This window comes from Streptomyces sp. NPDC101160, from assembly GCF_044768205.1.
Classification (GTDB): Bacteria; Actinomycetota; Actinomycetes; order Streptomycetales; family Streptomycetaceae; genus Streptomyces.
In genome coordinates this window covers 166202-190711 of record NZ_JBIWPJ010000003.1, presented here as the reverse complement: position 1 = coordinate 190711, position 24510 = coordinate 166202, and the positions used below count along the sequence as shown (strand labels likewise).

Genomic DNA, 24510 nt, shown 5'->3' with positions numbered 1-24510 from the left:
GCATTCGGCGGGTTCGCTCCGAATGACCGGCGAAGGACCGGTGCGACGGGTTTCGGCCCGTCGGACAACCTCAGTTCACCCTGGCGAGTCCGCTTGGTCCAGCGCCGCGACCTGGCAATACCCTGCATGGCACGGAAGTAGCAGGGCCGCGAAGCGGGGGGAATCCGCACAAATGACACACATAGGGACCGATCTCGATGAAATCCCGCGACTGGACCCGCATGCCGTCGCCGTCTTCGAGTACGTGCTGGCCCGCGGGAGCCTGATCCGCTGGCCGCCGGACGTCGTTCCGGCGCTCGGTCTGAGCCAGGAGGAGGTGGAGGCCGCGTCCCGCAGGCTGCTGCGGCTGCGGCTGCTGCGGCCGGCGCCGGGCCGGCCCGAGGAGCTGATCCCGGTGAGCCCGGACGCGGCGGCGGCGGAGGTGGTGGGGCCGCTGGAGGCACGCCTTGCGCGGGCGGCGACGCGCGCCCAGTCCGTACGCGACGAACTGCAGTCGCTGATGCCGCAGTACCGGGCAGCGCGCAAGGCCCAGGGCCGCCGGCAGGGCTTCGACGTGCTGCCCGACATGGCGTCGGCGTCGGCGATGCTGACGGAGGAGGCGGAGCGCTGTCGCGAGGAGGTGTTCAGCATCCAGCCGGGCGGCGGGCGGGCGCCGGGCCGGCTCGGCGCTGCTCTCGAACGGGATCTGGCGATGCTGCGGCGCGGCGTGCGGATGCGCACGCTGTACCAGCACTCGGCTCGCTCCAGCCTGTCCACGCAGGGGTACGTGGAGCGGCTGACCGAGGCGGGCGCCGAGTACCGTACGGCCGCCGAACTGCCCGACCGGGCCGTGGTGTTCGACCGCTCCGTGGCCTTCCTGCCGCGCCGCGCCGACGGCGGTACGGGCGAGGGCGCCGTCCTGGTCCGCGACCCGGACGTCGTGGCGTACCTGTGCCGGGTCTTCGACCAGGCGTGGTCGGGCGCGGCCCCGTTCCACGGCACCAGCGAGGCCGCCTACAAGGACGTCGGCCCGAGCCTGCGCCGCGCCCTGGTGTGCCTGCTCGCCGAGGGCGCGAAGGACGAGGTGATCGCCCGCCGCATGGGCATGTCGCTGCGCACCTGCCGCCGCCACATCGCGGAGCTGCTCGAGGAGCTGGGCGCGGAGAGCCGCTTCCAGGGCGGGGCGCTGGCGGAGCGCGCGGGCCTGACGGCCCCGGCGGTCGGCCCGGCAGCTGCTCCGGCGGCCGTGCCGGGTCAGTCCCGGCGGTAGCGGCCGGGGGCGCTGCCGAACGCGCGCTTGAAGGCGCTCCGAAGGCGTACTCGGAGGTGCAGCCGACCTGCGCGGCGACGGAGTGCAGCGGCTCGGCCCTTCCTCGACTGGGCGACGGGGCACGCGCGTCTCTTCGGCTGAGCCGCTCGGGACGGCCGGGCCCCGGCGGCTCAGTGCACTCCGCGCGGGCGGAACTGGACGCTGATGCGGGGGCCGACCGCGCGGGTGGTCTTGGGGACGGCGTGTTCCCAGGTGCGCTGGCAGGAGCCGCCCATGACGAGGAGGTCGCCGTGGCCGGCGGGGACGCGGAGGGCGACGGGGCCGCCGCCGCGCGGGCGGAAGGCGAGGTCGCGGGGGTCACCGAGGGAGATGATGGCGACCATGGTGTCCTCGGTGGCGGAGCGGCCGGTGCGGTCGCCGTGCCAGGCGACGCTGTCACGTCCGTCGCGGTAGAGGCACAGGCCGGCGGTGGCGAAGGGTTCGCCGAGCTCGCGGGCGTAGTGGGCGCCGAGCGCGTCGCGGGCCTCGGTGAGGGCGGGGTGCGGGAGCGGGGCGCCCTCGCGGTAGTTCGCGAGGAGGCGGGGGACGGCGACCACGCTGTCGTACATCCGGCGCTCCTCGGCGTACCACGGCACGCTTTCCGCGAGCTCCTCGAAGAGCGCGTCGGCTCCGCGCAGCCAGCCGGGCAGGTGGTCGACCCAGGCTCCGTCGCCGAGCCGGATGCGCCGGATGCCGTCGAGGGGGCCGGGGCCGATGTCGGTGCCCGGGTCGAAGAGGGAGCCCTGGAGCCCGGGGATGTCGCCTCGTACCGCTGTCATGGTGACAGCGTACCGCCGATCGAACATCCGAGCGATTTACGAGGATGAGACGAGGTGCCGATAGCACTGGGGGTTCGCGGCGAGGAAGTCCGCGAAGGCCTGCGGCGGGTGCCCGGTCAGGGCGCGGACGTCGTCGGACACGTCGTCCATCTCGCCGACGGCCACGGCCTCGTACGAGGTCACCCAGCCCTCGACCTCCCAGTCGGGCGCGTGGTGGACGACCCGGGAGGCGTACGCCTGATCCCTCGTCTCCGGCTCGTAGACGACCTCGCGGCCACTGGCCACGCTCAGCGCGGCGGCGATCTCGGTGAAGCTCAGCGCCTCGGGGCCGGTCATGTCGTACGTGGCACCGGCGTGTCCGTCGCCGAGGAGCACCGCCGTCGCGGAGTCGGCGACGTCGTCGTGGGTGACGGCTCCGACGCGGCCGTCCCCGGCGGGACCACGGAGGACGCCCTGGGGGGAGGTCATGGCGGCGAGGTCGGACTGGTAGGTGCTGTCGCGGAGGAAGGTGAAGGGCACGCCGGTGGAGCGGATGTGCTGCTCGGTGTGCCAGTGGTCGCGGGCGTAGGTGAAGGTCGCGTGAGGTGCGGCGTTGAGGTACGAGAGGTAGACGATCCGCCGCACCCCGGCGGCGAGGGCCGCGTCCACGGCCGTGGCGTGGGTCCGGACGCGGCCGGGTCCCTCGTGGGCGGAGACCAGGAAGAGGGTGTGCGCGCCGTCGAGCGCGGAGCGCATCGCGGCGGCGTCGTCGTAGGACGCCACCCGGGTGTCGTCGGTCGGCAGCCGGCCCAGTTTCTCCTGGTCGCGCCCGAGCGCCCGGACGGCCGCGCCCGCCTCGGCGAGCCGCCGCACCACCCGGCGCCCGATCCGCCCGGTGGCCCCGGTGACCGCGATGAGCTCCGTCATGTCCCGCCTGCCCTTCCGCCGCGCCTGTCCCGCGTCCCCACCATTCGACCCCGGGCGCGGGCGGCGCGCACCCGCTCCTACGACCGGACGGCGGCGGGCGCCAGGGTGTAGGTACGGGTGGCCGTGTAGAAGTCCAGGGCGGCGCGGCCCTGTTCACGGGGGCCGAAACTGGACGCCTTGGCGCCGCCGAAGGGGAGATGGAAGTCGACGCCGGTGGTGGGAGCGTTGATGCGGATCATGCCGGTGTCGATGCGGTCGAGGGCGCCGAGCGCGGCGGACAGGTCGGCGGTGTGGACCGAGGTGACGAGGCCGTAGCGGGCCGCGTTGGTGATCCGTACGGCGTGGTCGAGGTCGCGGGCGGGGAGCAGCGCGGCGACGGGGCCGAAGACCTCCTCGCGGAGCAGCCGGTGGCCCGGGCCGGCCTTCTCGACGAGCGTGGGCGCCGCGTACCAGCCGGGCCGGTCCGGCACCGTGCCGCCGGCGAGGACGGACAGGCCCTGCCAGGCGGCGGCCGCCTCGTCCCGGGCAGCCTCGGTGATGAGCGGGCCGCAGACGGTGGCCGGGACGGCGGGGTCGCCGACGGGGATCGCGCGCAGTGCCTCGGCTAGGGCCTCGCGCAGCGGGTCGAGGGCGGCGCCGACGGCGATGACGCGGCTCGTGGCGGTGCACTTCTGGCCGGCGTATCCGGCGACGGAGGCCGCGATGTGCGCGGCGGCCTGGGCGATGTCGGCGTCGGGCAGCACGACAGCCGCGTTGAGGCCGCCCATCTCGGCCTGGACCGGGATGCCGCGGGCGGTGGCGGAGCGCACGACGGTGCGCCCGACCTGGGACGAGCCGGTGAAGGAGACGACGTCGGCGGCGGAGACGAGCGCGCCGCCCTCGACGGCGCCGCCGGGCACGACGGTGAACACCCCCTCTGGCAGGGCTTGTCGGACGAGTTCGGCGAGCCGCAGGGCGCAGGCGGTGGCCTCGGGCGCGGGCTTCAGCACGACGGCGTTTCCGGCGGCGAGGGCGGGCGCGGCCTTCCAACTGGGGATGGCGAAGGGGAAGTTCCAGGGCGTGATGAGCCCGGCGACCCCGTGCGGTCGGCGCCGGGTGAGCAGCAGCCCGGGGCCGGCTGCGGTGTCGTGGACGGCGCCGGTGGGCTCGAACGGGGCCTGCGCGTAGTAGCGCCAGATGGCGACGGTCCGGGCGACCTCGGCGCGGGCCTCGGCGAGCGGCTTGCCGACCTCCCGTACGGCGAGCGCGGCGAGTTCGTCCCCGGCGGACTCGACGGCGGCGGCCACCGCGCCGAGCGCGGCGGAGCGGGCGGCGGCCCCGCCGTCCGCCCAGCCGGGCTGGGCGGCGCGGGCCCGTTCGACGGAGTCGGCGACGGCGAAGGCGCCGGGTGCGGGCAGGTCGACAAGGACGTCGGTGGGGTCGGCCGGGTTGCGCGAGATGACGGTCATGACGCGTACCCTAGCGCAGTAAAATTTCACAGTGCCATGTCACACGGCAGAGTGAGGTCAGTTGGTCGCCGGGCGCAGCCGGTCGATCGGATGCGTCTCCACGTACGTCGCGAGTCCGTCATCCTTGAACGCCTGCCACAGCGCCGCGCAGCGCGGCCGGTCGAGGTGGACCACCGACTGCCCCTTCTCCGTGCCGGTCCCCTTCACCGGCGCGTTCATGAACGTCATGTCGCCGGCCCGCACCTCCCGCATGTTCCAGATCAGTTCGCGCATCTCGCCGTCGCCGAAGCGCTCGTCGACGGAGACGGTCTCGGTGAAGATGTCGAGGGTCTTCTTCAGCTGGAGCGGGTCCTTGAGGGAGGCGGAGCTCATCACCTTCTCCAGGACCGTGCGCAGATAGTTCTGCTGGCGGTGGGTACGGTCGAAGTCGCCGTTGGGCAGGTCCTTGCGCTCGCCGACGTACGCCAGCGCCTCGGCGCCGTTCATGTGCCGGCGCTCGCCGTCGGCCAGCAGGATGTCGACGCCGCCGACGGCGTCCGTGAGCTTGCGGAAGCCGTTCCAGTCGATGACCGCGAAGTGGTCCACGCGCACGTCGGTGAGGCGCTGCACCGTGTCGATCAGCAGCGGCGGACCGCCCCAGGAGAAGGCCGCGTTGAGCTTGGCCCGGCCGTGGCCGGGGATGTCGGTCCAGGAGTCGCGCGGCAGGGACACGACGTACGCGGCCGAGTGGTCGTCCGGGATGTGCACCAGCATCATCGCGTCGCTGCGCTGGTCACCGTACTTCCACAGCTTCCCCTTGGCGTCGCTGCCGGTCGTGGGGACCTCGGAGCGCGAGTCGAGACCCATGAGGAGGAAGTTCTGGCCGCCCTTGGAGGCGGCGGGGACGGGCGCGTTCGTGGGGAACGTCTGCGGGATCCGCTGCACCCGGCCGGTGTAGTGCTCGTACGCCCAGTAGCCGGCGCCCGCGGTGAGCAGCACCGCGCCGACGAGCAGGCTGAGGGCCGTCAGGAGGACGGTCCGCGCCGTGGGACGCCGCCGTCGCCGTACCGTCGTGCCTCTGGCGCCCTCCGCGACCGTCTTCTCGTCCTGTTCGCCCATCGCTTACGGATCCCCCTCCGCTGCCCCGCCCCCCACGCACCCCGACTCACCCCGCCGAGCGCGCACTTCAGGCCACCAGGATGCCGAAAAGCGGCGCGGCGCGGGGCGGGTCGGGGAAGCGGAGGAACAGGGTCCGGGGAGCTGGATCCAATATCCAGAATCCCGGATCCGAAATCCGAAATCCGACGTCTTGGATCCGATGTCCGGGATCCGGGATCCGGGATCCGATGTCCGGGATCCCAGGTCCTGGATCCGCGGTCCTGGATCCGGGATCTGAAATCCGACGGCTTGGATCCGGGATGGTGCATCAGGGATCCCGGATCCGAAGTGGGCGTCAGCCGGTGACGGTGATCTGCTGGGCCGGGTCGGTCGTGTCGGTGATCTGGTACGTGGCGCTGAACGTCGCCGACTGGTTGCCCGTCGGACAGAGGAAGCCGCCGGTGACGGTGGCCGGGACCGGCGCGTTGGCGATCGCCAGGCTGGACGGGGCTCCGTTGGTCCAGCCGCCGTTGACCGGGGTGGGGCCGGTCGGCGAGGCGGTGATGGTGCAGGCGGCGAAGCCGCTGGTCTTCAGCACGACACCGCCCTTGGGGATGGTGATCGCGCCGCTGGCGGGGGCGCCGTTCTGGGCGGAGAGCGACCAGGCGCCGTTGGTGGCGTTGGTGGTGACGGTGACGCTGACGCCCGTGATGCTGGTGGTGCAGCTGCTGAAGGTGGGCGGGTTGATGGGCACGGAGACCGGCCCGCCGTCGTTGTGGTTGGCGGGGGCGGCCGGGACCTGGTTGTTGGCGCCGGTCGTCGGCACGGAGGCGGAGACCGTGCAGGTCATCGTGGTGGAACCGGCGACGAAGGTGGCCTTGCCGGTGAGCTTGGCCGCGAAGGAGTGGCCGGCCGGGAGCAGCGTGGTGGACCCGGCCTGGAGCCCGGCGCTGGATCCGGCGAAGGCGAGGACGGCGGCCGCGGCGAGGCCGGTCGCGGAGACGAGCAGCTTGGACATGGGGATCTCCTCGGTTCTGAGCGGAGTGTGGGGTGCGAGGAGGTGCGGATGCGTGTGATGTGGGGGGTGCACGCGAAGCGACTTGAGAGTAGAACCGGCCAGTAGGGGTGTCCAGGCAGGTTTTCCGCCACTACTGACAACATGTCAAAGAGCTTGCCCGGTACCTGGCTTGACGAGGAGGGCAAGGCTTTGCCCGGGCGAACTGCCGCCCCCGGAGCGGAGCCTCGTTCCGGGGGCGGCGAGGAGCGGCGATGTCGGCGCACGACGCTCGCGAAAGCCGGATCCAAGGGCCCCCACGGCCCTTGTTCGGAATGACCCGGCGAATCCGATCCTGCCGTGCCGCGAGCCCGATTCCATGGTCATCCGGCTCTCTCCCACACGATCCAGCGACGCCGGGGCTCCCGCTTGACGCCCGGCGCGTCATCCTTCTCCGCTTCCTCCACGGCATCTTCACGACTTCCGTCGCGGCTTGCATCGCGTCTCCGTCACGCCTTCCGTCACACCTTCCGTCACGCCTTCGGTCACGGCTCCCGGCGCGACCGCCCCGCCGGCCCGGCGGCCCGGGGACGGTCCGGCGAAGGATCCGGCCGTGACCCCGCGCGTTCCGGTCGCATCCGGGCTTCAGCGGGGCACCGTACAGGTGGCGGCCGGTGCGGCGGGGATACTGGAGGGCCTCACAGGAACAGATCTGCAAGGAGGGCCGGGTGGAGTTCCGCCTGCTCGGAACGGTGTCCATCGCGGCCGAGGCGGGTGAACTGCCGCTCGGCCCCGCCAAGCGGCGCAGCGTGCTCGCGGCACTGCTGCTGCGTGCGAACGCCGTCGTCCCCGTCGACCGCCTGATCGACGCGGTCTGGGACGAGGAGCCCCCCGCGCGGGCCCGCACCGTCGTCCAGGGCCATGTCTCGCGGCTGCGGGCGCTCTTCGAGCAGGGCGGCGCGGAGGACTACGGGGTCGAGCTGGCCACCCACGCCCAGGCGTACGAGCTCCGCATGCCCGACCAGCTCCTCGACGCCCACCGCTTCGACGAGCTGGTCCAGCTGGCGGGCCACCAGAAGCACCCGGCGGACGCGGTCCTGATGCTCCGCGAGGCCCTGGCGCTGTGGCGCGGGCCCGCGCTCACCGGCACCGCCGCGAGCGAACAGCTGCTCGTCGCGGCGCAGGCCCTGGAGGAGAACCGGCTCGAGACCGTCGAACAGCTCGCGGCGGCGTACGGACGCCTCGGCGAACACGTCAAGGCCGCCGCCCTGCTGCGCGCCGAGTCCGCCGCCAACCCGCTGCGCGAGTCCCTGGCGGCCGCGCTGATGCTCTCGCTCTACCGCGCCGGCCACCAGTCGGACGCCCTCGACTGCTACCACCGCACCCGCACCCTGCTCGCGGAGGAACTGGGCGTCGACCCGGGCCCCGCGCTGCGCGCCGCGTACGAGGCGGTGCTGCGCGGCCTGCCGCACAGCACCTCTGTCGGCGGCGGCGGTCCGGTCGGCATGGAGTCGGGCGGCCCGGGGTCCGGCGGACATCCGCCCACCGGGTTCGGGCCGCACGGCTCCGGTCCGCTGGGCCCGTTCGGCTCGGGCTACAACGGCCACCCCGGCTACCTCGGCCACCCCGGTCACCCCGGTCACCCCGGCCAGGTGGACCCTTCCGGCCATGCCGCCCAGTCCAGGGCCGGGGCCGGCTTCGCGCCCGCGCCCGCGCCCGCGTCCGGCTCCGGCTCCGGCTCCGGCTCCGGCTCCGGCTCCGGCTCCGGCTCAGCGTCCGGGTTCGCGTCCGCCGGGCGCTCGTCGGCCGACCCCGCCTACGGCCACGGCCACGGCCACGGCCACGGCCACGGACACGACTCGGGCGCGGACGCGCCGGGTCTACCGGTGGACGGCCCCGCCCGGCCCGCCCCGGCCGCGCTGGCCCTCCCCGCGCCCGACCTCCTCCCCCGTACACCCCGCGGCTTCCTCGGCCGCGAGCGGGAACTGGCGGCCCTCGACACGGCCGTCGACGCGGCCCGGGTCGCCCTCGTGACCGGTCCCGCCGGAGTCGGCAAGACCGCGTTCGCGCTGCACTGGGCGCATCTGCGGGCCGACCGCTACCCGGACGGCGTGCTCTACGCCGATCTGCGCGGCTTCGGCCCCGCCGACGGGGACGGAGTGGACGCGGCCGACGTGCTGCGCGAGTTCCTGGCCGCGCTCGGGGTGCCGCCGCGGCAGCTGCCGGAGTCGGCGACGGCCGCCGAGGCGCTCTACCGGACGCTGACCGAGGAGCGCGCGCTGCTCGTGGTCCTCGACAACGTGCGCACGGCCGAGCGCGCCAGGCCGCTGCTGCCGGCCGGTCCGCGCTGCGCCGCCGTCGTCACCTCGCGACTGCGGCTCGGCGGGCTCGTGGTGAGCGAACTGGCGCGGCCGGTGCCGCTCGGAGTCCTCGGCCTCGACGAGTCGGCGGCGCTGCTCGCCGCCGCGGTCGGCGAAGAACGCGTCGAGGCCGAACCGGACGCGGCCAGGCGGCTCGCCGAGCTGTGCGACGGCCTGCCGCTCGCCCTCCGCGTCGCCGCCGCCCAGCTGGCCGCCCGCCCGCACTGGCGGCTCACCGACCTCGCCGCCGAACTCGCCGACGAGCAGCGCCGGCTGGCCCTGCTCTCGGTGGACGACTCGGCGGGCGCCGACGGGCAGGGCGTGGCGGCCGCCCTGCGGGTCACCGTGCAGGGGCTGCCGGAGGAGGCGGCACGGCTGTTCGGCCGGTTCGGGGCCGTACCGGGTCCTGACCTGGACCGGCACGCGGCCGCCGCGCTGCTTGACCGGACACCGGCCGTCGCCGCCGAGGCCCTGGACCGCCTGTGCGACGCGCACCTGCTCACCGAGTACGCGCCGGGCCGGCACACGCTGCACGATCTCGTACGGCTCTACGCCCGCAGCCTCGACGCCGACGCGGACGCCCTGCCGCGACTGCTCGACCACTACACGCTCACCGCCATGGCCGCCACGCGCGCCGCCGAACCCGACGACCAGCCCTGCTGCACCGTGCCGGACGGCGCCCGGCTGTCCGGCACCACCGTGCACTTCGCCGGCCGGGACGCTGCGCTGCTGTGGTACGCGGCCGAGCGCGACAACCTCGCCGCCGCCGTCACTGCGGCGCGCGCCGCCGGGCTGCACGACCGGGCCTGGCGCCTCGCGATCCTCCAGTGGCCGTACATCCTGTGGAACAGCCACGACGGCTGGGCCCCGGTCCTCGAGGACGGCGTCGACTCGGCCGCCGTGCTCGACGACCCGGACGCCGAGTCCCGGGCCCGGGCGCTGCTCGGCTGGGTGCTCACCCAGGAGAACCGGCTGCCCGAGGCCCTGGTGCACCTGCGCCTCGCGCCCGAGCTCGCGGCCCGCGCGGGCGAACGCTCCAGCGAGGCCACCGCGCTGGTCAACCTGGCCGTCGCGCTCGACCACGACGGGGTCGGCGAGGAGTCCCTCGCGCACACCGCCCGCGCGGCCGAACTCGTCCGGGACAGCGGTGACGTGATGACCGAGCTGCTCGCCCTGGAGCACCGCTCCCGCCAGCTCCTCGCCGCCGGCGACCCGGCCGGTGCGCTCGCCTGCGCCGGGCGCGGGCTGGCGCTGGACGGCGACACCGTCAACGGTCTCGTGGGCGTGCGGCAGAGCATGCTCAGGGCCACGGCCGGTGCGGCCCTGCTGGAGCTGGGCCGCGTCGAGGAGGCCGAGACGACGCTGGTACGGGCGCGCGAACTGGCTCTGTCGCACGGCTACCAGGAGAGCGTGCGCCGGGTGGACGCGCAGTTGGAACGGATTCGCGGGCGCTGTTGAGCACGGCCGCCCGCGCCGTGGGTGGTGCCGTGGGGGATGTTCCGGTCCCCGCATTCGGGACTGCATGATGTACGGCGCGGTCTCGTCACTTGAGATGTGAACGCCCTTGTTCCGCGCCACACATCACGCTTTACGTCCCGAACGCGGGGCCCTGCACGTCCCCCACTTCCGCCGTCGTCGGCAGCGGTCGCCCGGTGCGGTCAACTGCTCCGGCTCGCCCAGGGGTTCGCCAGGCCGGTCCCCGGGCCCACCGGTCCATGGGCCGACCCGACCCTCAGGCCGGTCTTCAAAGCCACGCACAGCCAGCCGTGTACCGCCCCCACCGTGGGGCCGGCCCGCTCGCCGGCCACCTCGCCCGCCAGCTGCCAGTAGCGGCCGATCAGCGGATCGGCGCCGCTGATCATCAGGCCGGCGAGCCGTCGCCGGAAGGCCCGGGTGTCGCGGGCGCCGAGCGCGCTCGCGTACGCGGCGACGAAGCCGTCGAGCGCCGCACCCGGGGCCGGCGGGCCGCCGGCCGCCATCTCCCGGGTCCCTAGCTCGTAAGCCTCGGCGAGCCCTTCGTACAGGACGGTCGGCCGGTGCGGGAGGTCCGCCAGGTGCACGGCGGGCGCGGGGGCCTGGGAGACCAGTTCCAGGAGCCGCGCGAGGGCCAGCACCTGCGCGGGGGCGGGGTCCTCCGGCAGCGGTGGCACGGCCGCGTCCACGACCGCCGCCGCCAGCTTCGCCGGGAACCGTACGGGAAGGGTGCGGCGCCAGAAGCGGGCGAGCGTCGTCGTGTCGGGCGGCGCGGACACGGCCGCGAGCAGCCGCAGCCGCTCGGCGCGCTCCTGCGCGGTGCAGTCCTGGAGCAGTCGCAGCGACGCCTCCCGCCAGCGCAACGCGGCGATCCGGTCGGCCACTTCGCCGAGTTGCCCCGCGACCACGTCCTCCAGCGCGTCCTCCTCGTCGAGCACCCGTCCCACGGCCGCCACCGGCAGGTCGAGGCCCCGTAGCGCCCGGATGACCCGCAGCCGCTCCAGGGCTCCCTGGCCGTACCGCCGGTGCCCGCCGCCGCTCCGCCCGGCCTCGGGCAGCAGCCCGCGGTCGGAGTAGAAGCGCACGGTCTTGACGGTGACCCCCGCCCGCTCGGCGAGTTCCCCGATGCTCCAGGTCCCGCTGTCGTCGTCGGCGTGCATGTGACGCAACGCTACCCGCAGGCCGGACGCCGGGTCCTCTTGAAGCTCCCCCTGCGGGAGTTCCTACCGTTCCGGCGGCCGCCGCGGCGCGGCCGAAGCGATCGGTGTGAAGTAAAAGGAGGGCGTCATGACCGCTTTCGTGTTGGTGTCCGGGCCGTTCACCGGAGGGTGGGTGTGGCAGGAGGTCGTCGGGCGGTTGCGGGCCGCCGGGTGCGAGGCGTACGGGGTGACGCTCGCCGGGATGGACGGCGGCGGGGGTCAGGAGGTGGACCTGGAGGCGCACATCGGGGACGTGGTGCGGGTGGTCGACCGGGTCGGGGCGGGTGAGGAGGTGGTGCTCGTCGGGCACGACTACGGGATCCATCCGGTGCTCGGGGCCGCCGACCGGCGCTCGGGGCGCGTCGCGCGGGTGGTGTACCTGGACGCCGGGATGCCGGGCGACGGGGACACGGCGCTCGCGGCCGTGCCGGATGCCGCCGCCGTCGAAGGGGCCGGGGCGGACGGGCTCGTGCCGGCGCCGCGTGGGGACGGGTGGCGGCGGTGGGGCAGCACGGCGGGCCTGGGCGAGGCGGATCTGGAGCGGCTCGACCGGCTGGCGGTGCCGCAGCCGGTGCGGACGCTGACGCAGCCGCTGCGGCTGACGGGAAACCCGTTCGACCGGCCGACGACGGGCGTGCTGTGCACGGCGAACGGCTCCGGGATCGGCATGGTCGAGCTGCTGGTGGCGACGGGCCCGACGCGGTACCGGGTGCTCGCCGACCCGCGCGTGGGTTTCTTCGAGCTGGACACCGGCCACTGGCCGATGCTGTCCGCGCCCGGCCCGCTCGCCGACGTCCTGCTGCGCGCGGCGAAGGACGAGGGCCGGCGGCTGTCCGTACCCGAGCATGGCGGGGAGTTCCTGCTCGACGTGGCGGAGCGGCCGCGCGAGCGCCGGGGCCGGATCGACCTGCACCTCCCGGAGGCGGACGGGCCGCGCCCCGCGGTGCTGTTCGTGCACGGCGGCCCGGTCCCGTCCGACCAGCGGCCGACCCCGCGCGACACCCCGACGTTCCTCGGGTACGGGCGGTACGCGGCCGCGTGGGGCGTCGTCGGCGCCACCGTCGACCACCGGCTGCACGACCTGACGGACTATCCGCAGGCGGCGGAGGACGTGGCCGGGGCGGTGGAGCTGCTGCGGGCGGACCCGCGGGTCGACGGGGACCGGATCGCACTGTGGTTCTTCTCGGGCGGCGGGCTGCTGTCGGCGCGGTGGCTCGCCGAGCCGCCGTCCTGGCTGCGCTGCGTGGCGCTCACGTATCCGGTGCTCGCGCCGCCGCCGGAGTGGCGGGTGGTGGACCCGCGGTTCCGGCCGGCGGAGGTCGTGGGCGCGTCGAGCCCGCCGGTGGTGCTGACCCGGGTGGGCCTGGAGCACGCGGCGTTCGCGGCGACGGTCGAGGAGTTCGTCACCGCCGCCGGCAAGGCGGGGGCGGAGCTGGACGTCGTCGACGTACCGCTCGCCCGGCACGGCTTCGAGACCCTGGACCACACCGACGAGACCCGGGAGGCGGTGGAGCGGGCGATGCGCTCCGTCGGCGCACGGCTGAACGCCTGACGCCACCGGGCGTCCATCCCGGATACCGGGGCAGGGCGAAGGGGCGGCCCCGGTAGCCCCCGGCTCCGGAGCCGCCCCCCTTGCTCAGGGCGTCAAGTCAGCGCACGCCGTACGTCAGTTGACGAACACCACCGGGCTGCCCGCCTGGCTGGTGTCCTGCACCGGGCCGTACTTCGCGGTGAAGTAGCCGCTGCCCGGGCAGGTGCTCGGGCCGCTGAACTTGGTGAAGAGCTGGTCCGTGAAGCTCAGCGAGTTGTCGGTGTTGGACGGCGTGGCCGTGAGGCTGCCGGCCCGGTAGACGCAGGTGGTGAGGCCCAGGATCGTGTTGATCTTGAGGGTGGTCTGGATCGGGCCCGCGGCGCCCGCCGTGACGGTGAGCGAACCGCCGGACGTGACCGAGGCGTTGAACGGCAGGTTGTTGACGGTGATGCTCTGCACGCCGGTCGCGCCCGTGATGTTGGTGGTGCAGGTGCTGAGCGTGTGGGCGGTGACCGTCTCGGTGGCGGTGCCGGGCGCGGCGGGGTTGGTGTTCGCCGTGGCCGTGAAGGCCGACGCCGAACAGGTGATGCCGGTGCTGCCGCCGGCGGTGGTGGCGATCTTCGCCTTGGTCCCGGAGACCAGGGAGGCGGAGAGGACGTCACCGGAGGCGACCGCGGTGCCGCCCGCGCTGCCGGTGGTGAGGACCTCGCCTGCGGAGGCGGTCGCGGAGGCGGAGGCGGTCACCGCGAGCACGGCGGCGACGGCGGCGCCGAAGGCCGCGGAGAGAGCACGCTTGTCCATGGGGGTTCCTTTCGCACGTGGCGGAGGGTGGAAGAACTCGATGGCGTGCAGGGTGCGTGGGTGCGTGCGCACGTGGGGGCACGTGGGCACGCGAGGAGGTACGGGGAGGCGCGCCGCGCTGGGGATCACGCACCGGGGACGAGGCACGGCCGCGGATGCGGGCAGGGGCGTACCGAGGAGCACGCCGTGCGTGCGTACGTGAACGGTGACGTGGTGACGCGGCGGCGCCACTGGGGCGACGGCCACCGCCGGGACGATCCGGCGCCACGGATCGTCGTCGGCAGCGGTGTCGCGATACGGGGTGGAGCGTAATACTCGGTGTGCGGGGCGCGGCGGCGGCGCATCCCGTCCCACGAGGGTGCGGCTCCACCGGGTCCGCCCGGAGCACCGAGAGGAAAACCCACGAGGGTTGTAATCCCGCCGAGTCCGTGACGTCAACAACCGCAGAGGGATGTGGCCGATGACGAGCGCTCGCGGCACCGAGGAGGAACTCGTCCTGCCGGGGGCCCGCACGGGCCGCGAGCCGGAGCGCTCGCTGCGCCCCGGCCCGCGCCGGCTGACGCCCGAGGAGGTGGCCTCGCGGCAGCGCGAGCGGCTGCTCGACGGTGTGGCCCGCACGGTCGCGGCCAACGGCTACGCGGGGGCGCGGATCAGTGACATCTGCCGGGCCGCCGGAGTGACCCGGCCGGTGTTCTACGAGCTGTTCACCGGCAAGGAGGACGCGGTGCTCGCCGCCTTCCGGGGCGGTACGCGGACGGTGGTGCGGGCCATGCAGCGGGCGTACGACGGGACCGGCGGCGCGGCGGACTGGCCCACCGCGGTGCGGGCCGGGCTGCGGGCGCTGCTCACGCTCCTCGCCGAGACGCCGGTCTTCGCGGCGATGGCGGTGGAGATCGAGTGCCTGGGGCCGACGGGGCGCCGCGCCAGGGCCGAATTTCTGGCCGGTTTTCGCCCGTTCTTCGCGGACGCGCCGCCGGGCCCGCCGGGGGTGGCGCGCGACGAGCTGGTGGACACGGTGGTGGGCGCGGTGTACGCGGCGGTGCACCGGGCGGTGGACGAGGGCCGGTTCGCGGCCGCCGGCGACGGTCCGGGCACCGGCCCCGATCCGCTCCTGGACGTGCTCGTGCACGTGGTGGTGGCGCCGTTCGCAGCCCGCGCGTGAAGCGCTTTCCCGTTTGCGACTGATCGTCAACAAGCTTTTGTTACTGGGTAGTTGACGCGGTTTCTCACTACGCGTACGGTCCGAATCGGTTCCCTGCGGCACGGCCGCCTCCGCACGAGTCCGGGAAGACCCAGGTGGATGGGGGAACCGTCCGCGCCAGGACACGCCGCGTTCTGTTTCCTCATCGATGTCAGGAGCAACGCATGGCCCTGTCCGAAGGAACCACCGGACCCGACTCCCCCGACAGACGGGGCGGGGTCCGCTACCGCCGCGCCGCCCTCATGGGCGTCCCCGCGTTCCTCGCCGCGAGCACGCTCGTGGTGCTCACCGCCCAGGGCGCGCTCGCCGCCCAGTTCGCCATCTCCGGCATGCCCTTCGTCGTCTCGGCGGACTCCCTGGAAGGCAAGGGTTTCGGGCAGTTCGGCGCGATGGACAACATGGCCGAGGGCAGCCCCAACGCGGGCGACACCGGCGGCCAGGTGCTGACCATCGTGACCGCGATCCGCGAGGCGAAGCTCACCAACCTGTGCCAGAGCGTGGAGCTCGGTGGCACGTATCTGCACATCACCGCGGGCAACAAGGGCACGCCGGTCCAGGCGTCCGGCCTGACCACCGACTCGACCGACATCACCGGCAAGCTGGCGGACTTCGACAACATCGAGATCGGCGGGGACGCCAGCACCTTCGAGAAGCCGCCGGTCAAGGGTCCGCTGGGCTCGTTCGGCCAGCAGGCGGACACGGTGAAGCTGCGGGATCTGCGGCAGGTCAACTACGCCACCACGGCCGTCCGCTTCACCCTGCCCGACCTGCACATGAACTTCAGCTCGGAGGGCTGCTGACCATGGCGGCGGGCACGGACGAGGCCGTCGCGGACGCCCCGGGAGCGTCGGAGGGCGCGCCCTCGGACGACCGCCGGCACCCCTGGCGCGCGTTCCGGCGCTGGCGGCACCGGCGCCCCTTCGGGGCGGGCCTCGCCCTGGCGTTCGGCGGCGCGGAGATCCTGCTCACCCAGCGGGCGAGCGTCTCGGTGATCCTCGCCGCCGGCGCCGACAGCCTGGCCGGCTACGTCCTGCCGATCATGATGCTGGTCTGCGGGCTGCTCATCGTGTTCAACCCCCGTCAGCGCCTGTTCTATTCGGTGATCGGCGTGCTGGCTTCGCTCGCCAGCTGGGTGACGTCGAACCTCGGCGGGTTCTTCGTCGGGATGCTGCTCGGCCTGGTCGGCAGCTCGCTGGCCTTCGGCTGGCTGCCCGACCGGCCGCGGCGCGGCCGGCGGCGGCGCCGCGGCGCCCGTACGGAGCCGAAGCCGGCGACCGAGTAGACCGGGAAGAGACCGCGTGCGGCCCGCGCCACGGCGCGGGCCGCACGCGTACCCACTTTTTTGTGGGTACTTGTCGCCGCGCGGGCACCGGGAGAGGCTGGTCACGACCGAGGGAACGGACCGCGAAGAGCCGGAAGGAGCAGCCAAGGAACACAGGCAGTCTCAGAAAGGCGCTCTCAGGACACGGCGCGCTCCGCGGCGAGCCGGTCGAGCCGGCGATGGCCCCACGCGGAGACCGGGGCCAGCGCCTCGGAGAGCTCGCGGCCCTCGGCGGTCAGCGAGTAGACGGTCTTCGGCGGCTTCACGTCGTACACCTCCCGGTGCACCAGACCGTCCGACTCCATCTCCCGCAGCGCCTGGGTCAGCACCTTCTCGCTGATCTGCGGGATCGTCCGGCGCAGTTCGCCGGGCCGCTGCGGCCCGGCCTCCAGGAGCCACAGCAGCAGGGTCTTCCACTTGCCGTCGATCACCGCGACGGCTGCGGTCACGCCGCACACATCGGTGTCCCTGGCCCGCCCGCGCGTCATCCGTCCCGTCCTCCGCTCCTCGGCCGTGCCGTCCGGCCGGCCGTGCCGTACCCACACGTCGCTCACACCTTGCTCACTTACACCTTGCCTCACCTACAAGGGAGTTCCGTCATGTCTTCTTCCCCGCTGCCCGCATCCGGGTCCGCCGTCACCGTGCTCGGGCTCGGCCCGATGGGCCGGGCGCTGGCCGGCGCGTTCGTCGCCGCCGGAGTGCGTACGACGGTGTGGAACCGTACGCCGGGCCGGGACCGCGAGCTGGTCGAGCGGGGTGCGACCGGGGCGGCGAGCGCCGCCGAGGCGGTCGCCGCGAGCCCGCTGACCGTGGTCTGCCTGGTCAACTACGACGCCACGGACGCCGTACTGCGCCAGGGCGACGTCACGGCGGCGCTCAAGGGGCGCACCCTGGTCAACCTGAGCGCCGACGTCCCCGAGCGGGCCCGGGACACCGGGCGCTGGGCCGACGAGCACGGCATCGCCTATCTCGACGGCGCCATCATGACCCCGACGCCCACCATCGGCACCCCGCACGCGGTGTTCCTGCACAGCGGCCCCGAGGAGCTGTACCGCGCGCACCGCCCGGTGCTCGACGTCCTCGGCGGCACCCACAGCCACCTGGGCGCGGACATCGGCCGGGCGGCCGCGTACGACATCGCGCTGCTCGACATCTTCTGGACGTCGATGGCCGGCTATGTGCACGCCCTCGCCGTGGCCGGCGCGGAGGGCATCACGCCGCGCGAACTGGCCCCGTTCGCCCAGGGCATCGGCGCGATCCTGCCGCCGCTGTTCGAGGAGTGGGCCGGGGACGTGGAGGACGGCGGTTTCTCCGGCGAGGGCAACCCGCTGACCTCGGCGGTCTCCACGATGTCGCACATCGTGCACGCGTCCGAGGCGCACGGCATCGACGCGGGCGTGATGCGCGCCGCCGAGGGCCTCGCCCGCCGCACCGTCGCACTCGGCCACGGCGCGGACGGCTTCTCCCGGATCGCCGAGGTCCTCGGCCGGCGCCGGTAACCATCCCCGGTGGCCTGTGTCATGCTCTGACTGTCACTCAAGTGACGGGTGGACATGGCGAATCGGGGGTTCATGTGCGGCCGCTGACCGGTGACGATCCACGTCGCCTCGGCGCCTACCGGCTCCTGGGCCGGCTGGGCGAGGGCGGCATGGGAGTCGTCTATCTCGGGCGCTCGCGCGGCGGGCGGACCGTGGCCCTGAAGATGGTGCACGGCGCGTTCGCCGCCGATCCCGGGTTCCGGGCGCGCTTCGCCCGGGAGGTCCGGGCCGCCCAGGCGCTCGCCGGAGCCGGTACCGTGCCGGTGCTCGACGCCGATCCGGACGCCGGCACACCGTGGCTGGCCACCGCCTACGTGCCCGGCCCGGCGCTCTCGGAGTCCGTGACCGTGCACGGGCCGCTGCCCGAGGCCGCGCTGTGGCGGCTGCTCGGCGGGCTCGCGCAGGCTCTGGAGAGTGTGCACAGTGCCGGTCTGGTGCACCGTGACGTCAAGCCGTCGAACGTACTGCTCTCGCAGGCCGGTCCGCTGCTCATCGACTTCGGGATCGCCCGGTCCGCCGACGAGACCGCCCTGACCGGCACCGGTCTCGTCATCGGCTCCCCTGGCTACATGTCGCCGGAGCAGGCCGAGGGCCACCTGGTCGGTCCGCCGAGCGACGTGTTCTCGTTGGGCGCGGTCCTCGGCTTCGCCGCCACCGGGCGCGGGCCGTTCGGCGCTGGTTCACTGGCCCAACTGCTGTATCGCGTGGTGCACCACGAACCCGATCTCGACGGAGTCGAACCGGGGTTCGCGGAGGTCGTCCGCGACTGCCTCGCGAAGTCGGCCGCCGACCGGCCCGCACCGGCGGAGCTCCGCGCCGTCGCCGGCGCACGGTCGTCGGCGGCCGGTGCCGGCTGGCTGCCCGGCCCGGTGATCGCCACGATCGCCGCGAAGGCGGAGGCCCTGCTGAACCTGGAGGCCGAGGAGCCGGAACCGGCCGAGGAGCCCACGGCGCGTGTGCCGGCGCCCACCCCGACATCGGTCCTCACGGAGTCCGGCACCGCTCGACGTCCGGCAGCGCCGGCACCGCCTCCGTCACGCGCCCGAGCCGCCGGCCAGGATGTCCGGCGACCTTCGGCCGGGTCGCAGATCAGCCGCGAGGTGACGGACGGACTGGGCAACCCGCTCTTCAGCCTCCTCTACCTGATACCCCTCGTGCTCTACCTGGTGTCCAGGTCCTCGCTCGTCGAACGCTCGCTCCGGCACCCTTCACAAGAGGCCGGCAACCGGGGCGCGGCCTACGAATGGGCCATGAACGCCGACTGGCTCGTGCCCGTGGGCGTGCTCGTCGTCGTCGCGATGCCGGTCCTCTACTCCTGGCGGGCCCGCCTGCTCCTCAGCGGGGGCACCCGGCGGGCCTTCCGCGCGTTGACGGTCTCCACAGGGGTCCACTGGATCGCTGCCGGGGCCGTACTGACCCTGCACACACTCTCGTTCGTGTACCTCGACAGCGGCACGGGAGAGGCAGGCGAGACCTGGCTGATGTTCGTGACGGTGCCCGTGCTGCTCGGCGGCGCGCCCACCGCCCCCTTCGTCCTCGCCTTCTCGCTCCTCCGTATCTGGCGCGGCCTGGCCGATCGCCTGCCCCCTCCCCTGCTGTCGTCCTCGTAGCACTTCAGACCCGGCGGAAGACCCGGCGGAGCGCGCCCTCCGCCCGCAGGTCCGCGAGAGTCGGGTAGCCGTCCACGGCCATCAGCAGGTCGGCCTCGGCGAGCAGGGAGCGCAGGACGTGGACGATGCCGTCGGTGCCGTCGAGGGCCAGGCCGTAGACGTAGGGGCGGCCGACGGCGACGGCGGTGGCGCCGAGGGCGAGGGCCTTGACGACGTCGGCGCCGCTGCGTACGCCGGAGTCGAAGACGACGGGCAGTCCTTCGGCGGCGGCGACCACGTCCGGCAGGGCGTCGAGGGCGGGCAGGCCGCCGTTGGCCTGGCGGCCGCCGTGGTTGGAGCAGTAGATGCCGTCGACGCCGCCGTCGCGGGCGCGCCGGACGTCCTCGGGGTGGCAGATGCCCTTGAGGAGGACGGGCAGATCGGTGAGCGAGCGCAGCCAGGGCAAGTCGTCCCAGGTCAGCGGGTTGCCGAAGATGCGGGTCCACTCCAGGACGGCGGCCTGCGGATCCTCCTCGGGCGACTTGGCGAGGCGGGCCCGAAAGACCGGGTCGGAGGTGTAGTTGGCGAGGCAGTGGCCGCGCAGCTGCGGGAAGTTGGCGGTGCCGAGGTCGCGGGGGCGCCAGCCGGTGACCCAGGTGTCGAGGGTGACGACGATGCCGCGGAAGCCGGCCGCCTCGGCGCGGCGCACCAGGCTTTCGGCGAGGGCGCGGTCGGTCGGGGTGTAGAGCTGGAAGAGGCCCGGGGTGTCGCCGAAGCGGGCGGCGACGTCCTCCAGCGGGTCGACGCTCAGGGTGGAGGCGATCATCGGGACGCCGGTACGGGCCGCGGCCCGGGCGGTGGCGAGGTCGCCGTGCCCGTCCTGGGCGCACAGGCCGACGACGCCGACGGGCGCCATGAGGAGCGGGCCGGGCAGCGGTATCCCGCACAGGTCGGCCGTGAGGTCGCGTACGGTCGCGCCGACCATCATCCGGGGCACCAGGCCCCAGTGCCGGAACGCCTCGGCGTTGGCGCGCTGGGTGTGTTCGTCACCCGCGCCGCCGGCGACGTAGGACCAGACGGACGCCGGGAGGGCGGCCGCGGCGCGCTGTTCGAGTCCGGCGAAGTCCATGGGCAGCTTCGGCAGGGTGCCGAAGAGGCCGCTCAGGTAGATCTCGTTCTGATAGTCGCCGAACCGCTGGTTCATCGTGCCCCTCGCCTCGTACGCGTCTTCGCGGGAGAGCGACGCTACCGCCGGGTACGGGCGGTTGACCATGGCCCGGGACGGCGGGCCTGGCGGCTGGTCAGACGGCGACGGGCTGGAGTTCCTGGCGGACCACGATCGCGTTGAGCCGGATCGCGAAGGGGACGGTGTCGGTCATGCCGAGGGCGCCGACGCGGGCCTTGTCGAGGCCGATGGTGACATCGACGCAGAAGGCGACGGCGTAGAGATAGCCGCCGGTCTCCTCGTCCTGGAGGGCGAAGAACAGGTCCTGGTAGTAGCGGGTGCGGTCCGGGCTCTCCTCGTAGTACGAGAGTCCCGGCCGGCCCTCCTGGGCGGCGAGGCCCGTGAAGGCGTCGACGAGTTCGCGCTCGATGGTCTCCCAGAAGGTGGCTTCCGCCGCCTCGGGCGGCAGCGCCTGGCGGACCGCTTCCTTCAGGGAGAGCACCATGACCAGGACGGGGGCCTGCTCCTGGAGTCCCCAGCCGCGCACCATCCTCACGACGGTGCTGTCCGGAACCGCCGCCGCGGCCGCGTGGATGTGCTCGAAGTCGTAGTTGACGGTGGCGGGCGCGATGGCTTCCTGGAACGCGCCGGCCAGGCCCTCCGCCTGGGCGACATGGGCGGGGCCCACTTCGATGACCGTCTTGAAACTGCCGGCCAAGGCTCCTCCTTAAACAGTCTGTTGAAAGGAGGCGTCAGTATGCCGCAGGCGGGAAGCGGGACGGGCACCGGGCCCGGACATGACAGTCCCCGGCCATCCTCGTCCGGTTGCGCGGTCATCGGCCGTCACCGATGGCGGCGTCACCGGCAGGATCTGCCGGGGGCCTGGCCAGAGCCGAGAACGGGGGTCACGCCGGCCTTCGGACGTCTCCGTCGGCGGGTGCGGCTCTCTCTGGTTGTCTGGTGTACAGACAAGCTTCCTCCCTATTCGCACCAAGTCAATACCTTCGTCATGATTGGTACGTACAGCTCCGGATCCCTCCCCGCAGATCCCCCGCAGGTCCCTCGCGGATCCCCCGCAGGTCCCCGCAGATCCGCCCCGAAGCGCGACCCAGACTGAAGGAACCATGAGCGCCTCCGTCCTCCCCCGTGGGCCGGGCGCCACCGCCTGGTCCCCCGAGACGGTGACCTCCGACCCGTACAACGCCCAGACGCCGTCGGCCGCGCTCGCCCCGCCGGTCACCCCCGCCGACGCCCTCTTCGTGCGCGACCACTTCTCCGTCCCGGCCCTCCGGCCCGCCGACTGGCGGCTGCGGTTCGAGGGCGCCGTGCGCAGCCCGTACACCCTCGGGTACGGGGAGCTGGCCGCCCTCCCCCACACCGAGCTCGACGTGGTCGTCGAGTGCGCGGGCAACGGGCGCGCCCAGATGGTCCCGCGGCCGCCCGGACTGCCCTGGGGGCAGCGGGCGGTGGGCTGCGTCCGCTTCGCGGGCGTGCCGTTCCGGCTGCTCGCCGAGCGGGCCGGGGTCGACCCGGCGGCCGTCGAGTTCGTGTTCTCCGGCGCCGACTCCGGGGCCGTGCGCGGCCGCCGCGCCCCCTTCGAACGCAGCCTCCCGCTCGCCGTCGCCCTCCACCCGGACACCCTCCTGGCCACCGCGCTCGACGGCGCGCCCCTCAGCCGTGAACACGGCGCCCCGGTGCGCCTGGTGGTGCCCGGACACTTCGCCGTGGCGGACGTGAAGTGGCTGACAGGGGTACGGGCGGTCACGGAGCCGTTCGCGGGCGTGTTCCAGGCCGAGGAGTACGTGTACGTGAACGCCGAGGGCCGGGCCGAGGGGCCGGTCGGCGCGCTGCGGGTCAAGTCGCTGATCACCGAGCCCGAGCCGGACGAGGACCTGCGGCGCGGCCGGGAGACCGTGGTGCGCGGGCACGCCTGGGCGGGCAGCGGCGTTCCGGTGAGCCGGGTCGAGGTCCGGGTGGTGCACGAGGACGAGCCGGCCGAGGCGCCGGACGACTGGCACGACGCGGACCTGACGCCGCCCTCGGGGCCGTACGCCTGGACCGACTGGTCGTTCCGCTGGACCCCGCGCTCCCCCGGCCGCTACCGGCTGCTCGCCCGCGCGACCGACGCGCACGGGGAGACCCAGCCGCGGCACGCGCCGTGGAACGCCCGCGGCTACGGCTGCAATCCGGTGTCCGCCGTCGAGGTGGTCGTGGTCTGAGGCCGCGGCAAGGTGTGAGGCCCCCGGCGGCGTGCCCCGCGCGCTGCGGGTGCGGGTGCGGGAGATGAGGACATGCACGAGATCGAGGTCATGACCACGGCGTCGCTCGGCGACACCAGCTATCTCCTCGTCAGCGGCGACGAGGCCGCCCTCGTGGACCCGCAGCGGGACAGCTGGGCACTGATGGAGCGCTGCCAGCGGCGCGGGGTGCACATCCGGTACGCCCTGGAGACCCACGTCCACAACGACTACGTCTCCGGGGCCCTGGAGGTACGGGCGGCGACCGGGGCCGTCGTCGCCGGCCCGGCCCGGGCCCCGTACGCCTTCGACCACCTTCCGCTGGCCGAGGACGACGAGATCACCGTCGGGGACGTCACCGTGCGGGCGATGGAGACGCCCGGCCACACCGCCGAGCACACCGCCTACCTCGTCCTGGACGATCCGGCCGCACCGCCGGACGCCGTGTTCACGGGCGGCAGCCTGCTCGTCGGCAGCGCCGGCCGCACCGACCTGTCGGGCCCCGCGCACACCGACGAGCTGGCCCGCGCCCAGTACCGCTCGCTGCACCGGCTCGCCGCGCTGCCGGACGGCACCCGCGTGCTGCCGACCCACGGCGCGGGCAGCTCCTGCGCGTCCGCGCCGGTGACCGGGGAGCGGGGCCGCACGACGACGGTCGGGGACGAGCGGCACGGCAACCCGGCGCTCACGCCGCGCGACGAGGCCGCGTTCGTCGCGGCGCGCGCCACGGGACTGCCGCCCTATCCCGCGTACTACCGGCACATGGCGCCGATCAACCGCTCCGGCCCCGCCGTCCTCGGCGGCCCGCCCGAGCCCCGGTGGCTGTCGCCCGCGATGGTGGCCGGACTCGCCGGTGAGGGCGCGCAGATCGTGGACGGGCGCTCGCGCTCGGAGTTCGCGGCCGGACATGTGCCGGGGGCGCTCTGCGAGGAGCTGGACGACCGCTTCGCGAGCCTGGTCGCGGAGGTCGTCCCGTTCGGCACCCGCCTGGTGCTCGTACTGCCCGAGCCGGCGGCCGAGGCCGCCGAGGAGGCGCTGGTGCAGCTGCTGCGGATCGGCTACGAGAACGTCGCCGGCGTCCTCGCGGGCGGCACGGACGCGTGGGCGGCGGCGGGCCGGGCGGTGCGGTCCTTCCCGACGGCCGACGCACCGGAGCTGGCCCGGCGGCTGCGGCGCGACGGGGCGCGGGCGCTCGACGTGCGCCCGGAGCATCCGGAGGGCGGGGTGCCCGGCACGCTCGCGATCCCGCTGGCCGAACTGCCCGCCAGGGTCGGGGACCTGCCGCGGGACCGGGAGATCTGGACGTTCTGCGGGAGCGGGCGGCGGGCCACGGTCGCGGCGAGCCTGCTGGACCGGGCGGGCATCCCGGTGCGGGCGGTGACGCACGGCGGGGCGGATGACCTGGTGGGTCGGCCGGGGCACTGACACCGGTGTCAGCCGTCCGGACGACCCGGGAGGGCCGGGGGCGGCCGGAGCATGGGGAGCGGCGGCGGCCGCGTGTGCCGCCCGTGCGCCTGTGCCGCCCGCGCCCGTCTGTGCCGCCCGTGCCCGTCTGTGCCGCCCGTGCCCGTCTGTGCCGTCCATGTCCGTCCGCGCCCGTCTG

Annotated in this window: 21 protein-coding genes; 11 read left to right on the top strand and 10 right to left on the bottom strand. The window is 74.3% G+C overall.

Translation table 11 applies throughout. From position 1 onward, the window contains the following. Positions 1-172: 172 nt before the first annotated feature. Positions 173-1249, top strand: coding sequence for a DUF6879 family protein (locus ACIRSU_RS10350; RefSeq protein ID WP_403790554.1), 1077 nt, complete (start codon positions 173-175; stop codon positions 1247-1249). Positions 1250-1419: 170 nt separating this feature from the next. Here ACIRSU_RS10350 and ACIRSU_RS10345 read toward each other — a convergent pair whose 3' ends face one another. From ACIRSU_RS10345 to ACIRSU_RS10325, 5 genes are all read right to left on the bottom strand, one after another. Further along, a complete protein-coding gene (locus ACIRSU_RS10345; protein WP_403790552.1) occupies positions 1420-2067 on the bottom strand; it encodes an alpha-ketoglutarate-dependent dioxygenase AlkB in 648 nt (215 codons plus the stop codon). Between the two features lie 36 nt (positions 2068-2103). Then, on the bottom strand, positions 2104-2973 hold the full coding sequence (locus ACIRSU_RS10340; RefSeq protein WP_403790550.1) for an SDR family oxidoreductase: 870 nt from the start codon (positions 2971-2973) through the stop codon (positions 2104-2106). A gap of 77 nt (positions 2974-3050) precedes the next feature. Continuing rightward, a complete protein-coding gene (locus ACIRSU_RS10335) occupies positions 3051-4421 on the bottom strand; it encodes an aldehyde dehydrogenase family protein (RefSeq protein ID WP_403790548.1) in 1371 nt (456 codons plus the stop codon). 57 nt (positions 4422-4478) lie between these two features. Next, positions 4479-5519, bottom strand: coding sequence for an LCP family protein (locus ACIRSU_RS10330; RefSeq protein ID WP_403790546.1), 1041 nt, complete (start codon positions 5517-5519; stop codon positions 4479-4481). 334 nt (positions 5520-5853) lie between these two features. Further along, positions 5854-6516 carry a hypothetical protein gene (locus ACIRSU_RS10325; protein ID WP_403790544.1) on the bottom strand — a complete coding sequence of 221 codons (663 nt, stop codon included), beginning with the start codon at positions 6514-6516 and terminating at the stop codon, positions 5854-5856. 704 nt (positions 6517-7220) lie between these two features. Between ACIRSU_RS10325 and ACIRSU_RS10320 the strand changes: the two genes are divergently transcribed. Further along, positions 7221-10310 (top strand): AfsR/SARP family transcriptional regulator, encoded by a 3090-nt coding sequence (locus tag ACIRSU_RS10320; RefSeq protein ID WP_403790542.1) that lies wholly within the window; start codon positions 7221-7223, stop codon positions 10308-10310. Positions 10311-10510: 200 nt separating this feature from the next. Here the strand turns inward: ACIRSU_RS10320 and ACIRSU_RS10315 are convergent, their stop codons facing one another. After that, a complete protein-coding gene (locus tag ACIRSU_RS10315) occupies positions 10511-11485 on the bottom strand; it encodes a MerR family transcriptional regulator (RefSeq protein ID WP_403790540.1) in 975 nt (324 codons plus the stop codon). Positions 11486-11612: 127 nt separating this feature from the next. On the opposite strand from ACIRSU_RS10315, the gene ACIRSU_RS10310 reads away from it, so the two are divergent. Then, the gene (locus ACIRSU_RS10310) at positions 11613-13076 is read left to right on the top strand and encodes an alpha/beta fold hydrolase (RefSeq protein WP_403790538.1); all 1464 of its coding nucleotides are present in this window, start codon (positions 11613-11615) and stop codon (positions 13074-13076) included. Between the two features lie 114 nt (positions 13077-13190). On the opposite strand, the gene ACIRSU_RS10305 is transcribed toward ACIRSU_RS10310, so the two are convergent. After that, on the bottom strand, positions 13191-13856 hold the full coding sequence (locus tag ACIRSU_RS10305; RefSeq protein WP_403790536.1) for a Tat pathway signal sequence domain protein: 666 nt from the start codon (positions 13854-13856) through the stop codon (positions 13191-13193). A gap of 186 nt (positions 13857-14042) precedes the next feature. Here ACIRSU_RS10305 and ACIRSU_RS10300 point away from each other — a divergent pair, with 186 nt between their 5' ends. From ACIRSU_RS10300 to ACIRSU_RS10285, 4 genes are all read left to right on the top strand, one after another. Continuing rightward, positions 14043-14168: a hypothetical protein gene (locus ACIRSU_RS10300; RefSeq protein ID WP_403790535.1), complete on the top strand. Its 126-nt coding sequence runs from the start codon at positions 14043-14045 to the stop codon at positions 14166-14168. A 148-nt stretch (positions 14169-14316) separates the two neighbouring features. Continuing rightward, on the top strand, positions 14317-15018 hold the full coding sequence (locus tag ACIRSU_RS10295) for a TetR/AcrR family transcriptional regulator (protein WP_403790533.1): 702 nt from the start codon (positions 14317-14319) through the stop codon (positions 15016-15018). A 203-nt stretch (positions 15019-15221) separates the two neighbouring features. Beyond that, the gene (locus ACIRSU_RS10290; protein WP_403790531.1) at positions 15222-15857 is read left to right on the top strand and encodes a DUF6230 family protein; all 636 of its coding nucleotides are present in this window, start codon (positions 15222-15224) and stop codon (positions 15855-15857) included. 2 nt (positions 15858-15859) lie between these two features. Further along, positions 15860-16339, top strand: a complete 480-nt coding sequence (locus tag ACIRSU_RS10285) for a DUF6114 domain-containing protein (protein WP_403790529.1) — start codon at positions 15860-15862, stop codon at positions 16337-16339. A 176-nt stretch (positions 16340-16515) separates the two neighbouring features. On the opposite strand, the gene ACIRSU_RS10280 is transcribed toward ACIRSU_RS10285, so the two are convergent. Next, positions 16516-16866 (bottom strand): winged helix-turn-helix transcriptional regulator, encoded by a 351-nt coding sequence (locus tag ACIRSU_RS10280; RefSeq protein WP_403791467.1) that lies wholly within the window; start codon positions 16864-16866, stop codon positions 16516-16518. Between the two features lie 111 nt (positions 16867-16977). Between ACIRSU_RS10280 and ACIRSU_RS10275 the strand changes: the two genes are divergently transcribed. Together ACIRSU_RS10275 and ACIRSU_RS10270 are read left to right on the top strand one after the other, a co-directional pair. Next, entirely contained in the window at positions 16978-17877 is a 900-nt protein-coding gene (locus ACIRSU_RS10275; RefSeq protein ID WP_403790527.1) for an NAD(P)-dependent oxidoreductase, read from the top strand. Positions 17878-17951: 74 nt separating this feature from the next. Continuing rightward, positions 17952-19526, top strand: a complete 1575-nt coding sequence (locus tag ACIRSU_RS10270; protein WP_403790525.1) for a serine/threonine-protein kinase — start codon at positions 17952-17954, stop codon at positions 19524-19526. Between the two features lie 4 nt (positions 19527-19530). On the opposite strand, the gene ACIRSU_RS10265 is transcribed toward ACIRSU_RS10270, so the two are convergent. Both ACIRSU_RS10265 and ACIRSU_RS10260 read right to left on the bottom strand, forming a co-directional pair. Beyond that, a complete protein-coding gene (locus ACIRSU_RS10265) occupies positions 19531-20709 on the bottom strand; it encodes an alpha-hydroxy-acid oxidizing protein (protein ID WP_403790524.1) in 1179 nt (392 codons plus the stop codon). A 97-nt stretch (positions 20710-20806) separates the two neighbouring features. Then, positions 20807-21388 (bottom strand): Type-2Aa cytolytic delta-endotoxin, encoded by a 582-nt coding sequence (locus ACIRSU_RS10260; RefSeq protein WP_403790522.1) that lies wholly within the window; start codon positions 21386-21388, stop codon positions 20807-20809. Positions 21389-21794: 406 nt separating this feature from the next. On the opposite strand from ACIRSU_RS10260, the gene ACIRSU_RS10255 reads away from it, so the two are divergent. After that, complete coding sequence (locus ACIRSU_RS10255; RefSeq protein WP_403790520.1) at positions 21795-22889, top strand: molybdopterin-dependent oxidoreductase; 1095 nt, start codon at positions 21795-21797, stop codon at positions 22887-22889. Between the two features lie 72 nt (positions 22890-22961). Continuing rightward, entirely contained in the window at positions 22962-24332 is a 1371-nt protein-coding gene (locus ACIRSU_RS10250) for a rhodanese-like domain-containing protein (protein WP_403790518.1), read from the top strand. Positions 24333-24510 lie beyond the last annotated feature (178 nt).

What these genes read in the sequence shown, in the direction of transcription:
- ACIRSU_RS10350 (WP_403790554.1), top strand. Translation starts at nt 173, where the DNA reads ATGACACACATAGGGACCGATCTCGATGAAATCCCGCGACTGGACCCG.
- ACIRSU_RS10345 (WP_403790552.1), bottom strand. Translation starts at nt 2,067, where the DNA reads ATGACAGCGGTACGAGGCGACATCCCCGGGCTCCAGGGCTCCCTCTTC.
- ACIRSU_RS10340 (WP_403790550.1), bottom strand. Translation starts at nt 2,973, where the DNA reads ATGACGGAGCTCATCGCGGTCACCGGGGCCACCGGGCGGATCGGGCGC.
- ACIRSU_RS10335 (WP_403790548.1), bottom strand. Translation starts at nt 4,421, where the DNA reads ATGACCGTCATCTCGCGCAACCCGGCCGACCCCACCGACGTCCTTGTC.
- ACIRSU_RS10330 (WP_403790546.1), bottom strand. Translation starts at nt 5,519, where the DNA reads ATGGGCGAACAGGACGAGAAGACGGTCGCGGAGGGCGCCAGAGGCACG.
- ACIRSU_RS10325 (WP_403790544.1), bottom strand. Translation starts at nt 6,516, where the DNA reads ATGTCCAAGCTGCTCGTCTCCGCGACCGGCCTCGCCGCGGCCGCCGTC.
- ACIRSU_RS10315 (WP_403790540.1), bottom strand. Translation starts at nt 11,485, where the DNA reads ATGCACGCCGACGACGACAGCGGGACCTGGAGCATCGGGGAACTCGCC.
- ACIRSU_RS10310 (WP_403790538.1), top strand. Translation starts at nt 11,613, where the DNA reads ATGACCGCTTTCGTGTTGGTGTCCGGGCCGTTCACCGGAGGGTGGGTG.
- ACIRSU_RS10305 (WP_403790536.1), bottom strand. Translation starts at nt 13,856, where the DNA reads ATGGACAAGCGTGCTCTCTCCGCGGCCTTCGGCGCCGCCGTCGCCGCC.
- ACIRSU_RS10295 (WP_403790533.1), top strand. Translation starts at nt 14,317, where the DNA reads ATGACGAGCGCTCGCGGCACCGAGGAGGAACTCGTCCTGCCGGGGGCC.
- ACIRSU_RS10290 (WP_403790531.1), top strand. Translation starts at nt 15,222, where the DNA reads ATGGCCCTGTCCGAAGGAACCACCGGACCCGACTCCCCCGACAGACGG.
- ACIRSU_RS10285 (WP_403790529.1), top strand. Translation starts at nt 15,860, where the DNA reads ATGGCGGCGGGCACGGACGAGGCCGTCGCGGACGCCCCGGGAGCGTCG.
- ACIRSU_RS10280 (WP_403791467.1), bottom strand. Translation starts at nt 16,866, where the DNA reads ATGACGCGCGGGCGGGCCAGGGACACCGATGTGTGCGGCGTGACCGCA.
- ACIRSU_RS10275 (WP_403790527.1), top strand. Translation starts at nt 16,978, where the DNA reads ATGTCTTCTTCCCCGCTGCCCGCATCCGGGTCCGCCGTCACCGTGCTC.
- ACIRSU_RS10265 (WP_403790524.1), bottom strand. Translation starts at nt 20,709, where the DNA reads ATGAACCAGCGGTTCGGCGACTATCAGAACGAGATCTACCTGAGCGGC.
- ACIRSU_RS10255 (WP_403790520.1), top strand. Translation starts at nt 21,795, where the DNA reads ATGAGCGCCTCCGTCCTCCCCCGTGGGCCGGGCGCCACCGCCTGGTCC.
- ACIRSU_RS10250 (WP_403790518.1), top strand. Translation starts at nt 22,962, where the DNA reads ATGCACGAGATCGAGGTCATGACCACGGCGTCGCTCGGCGACACCAGC.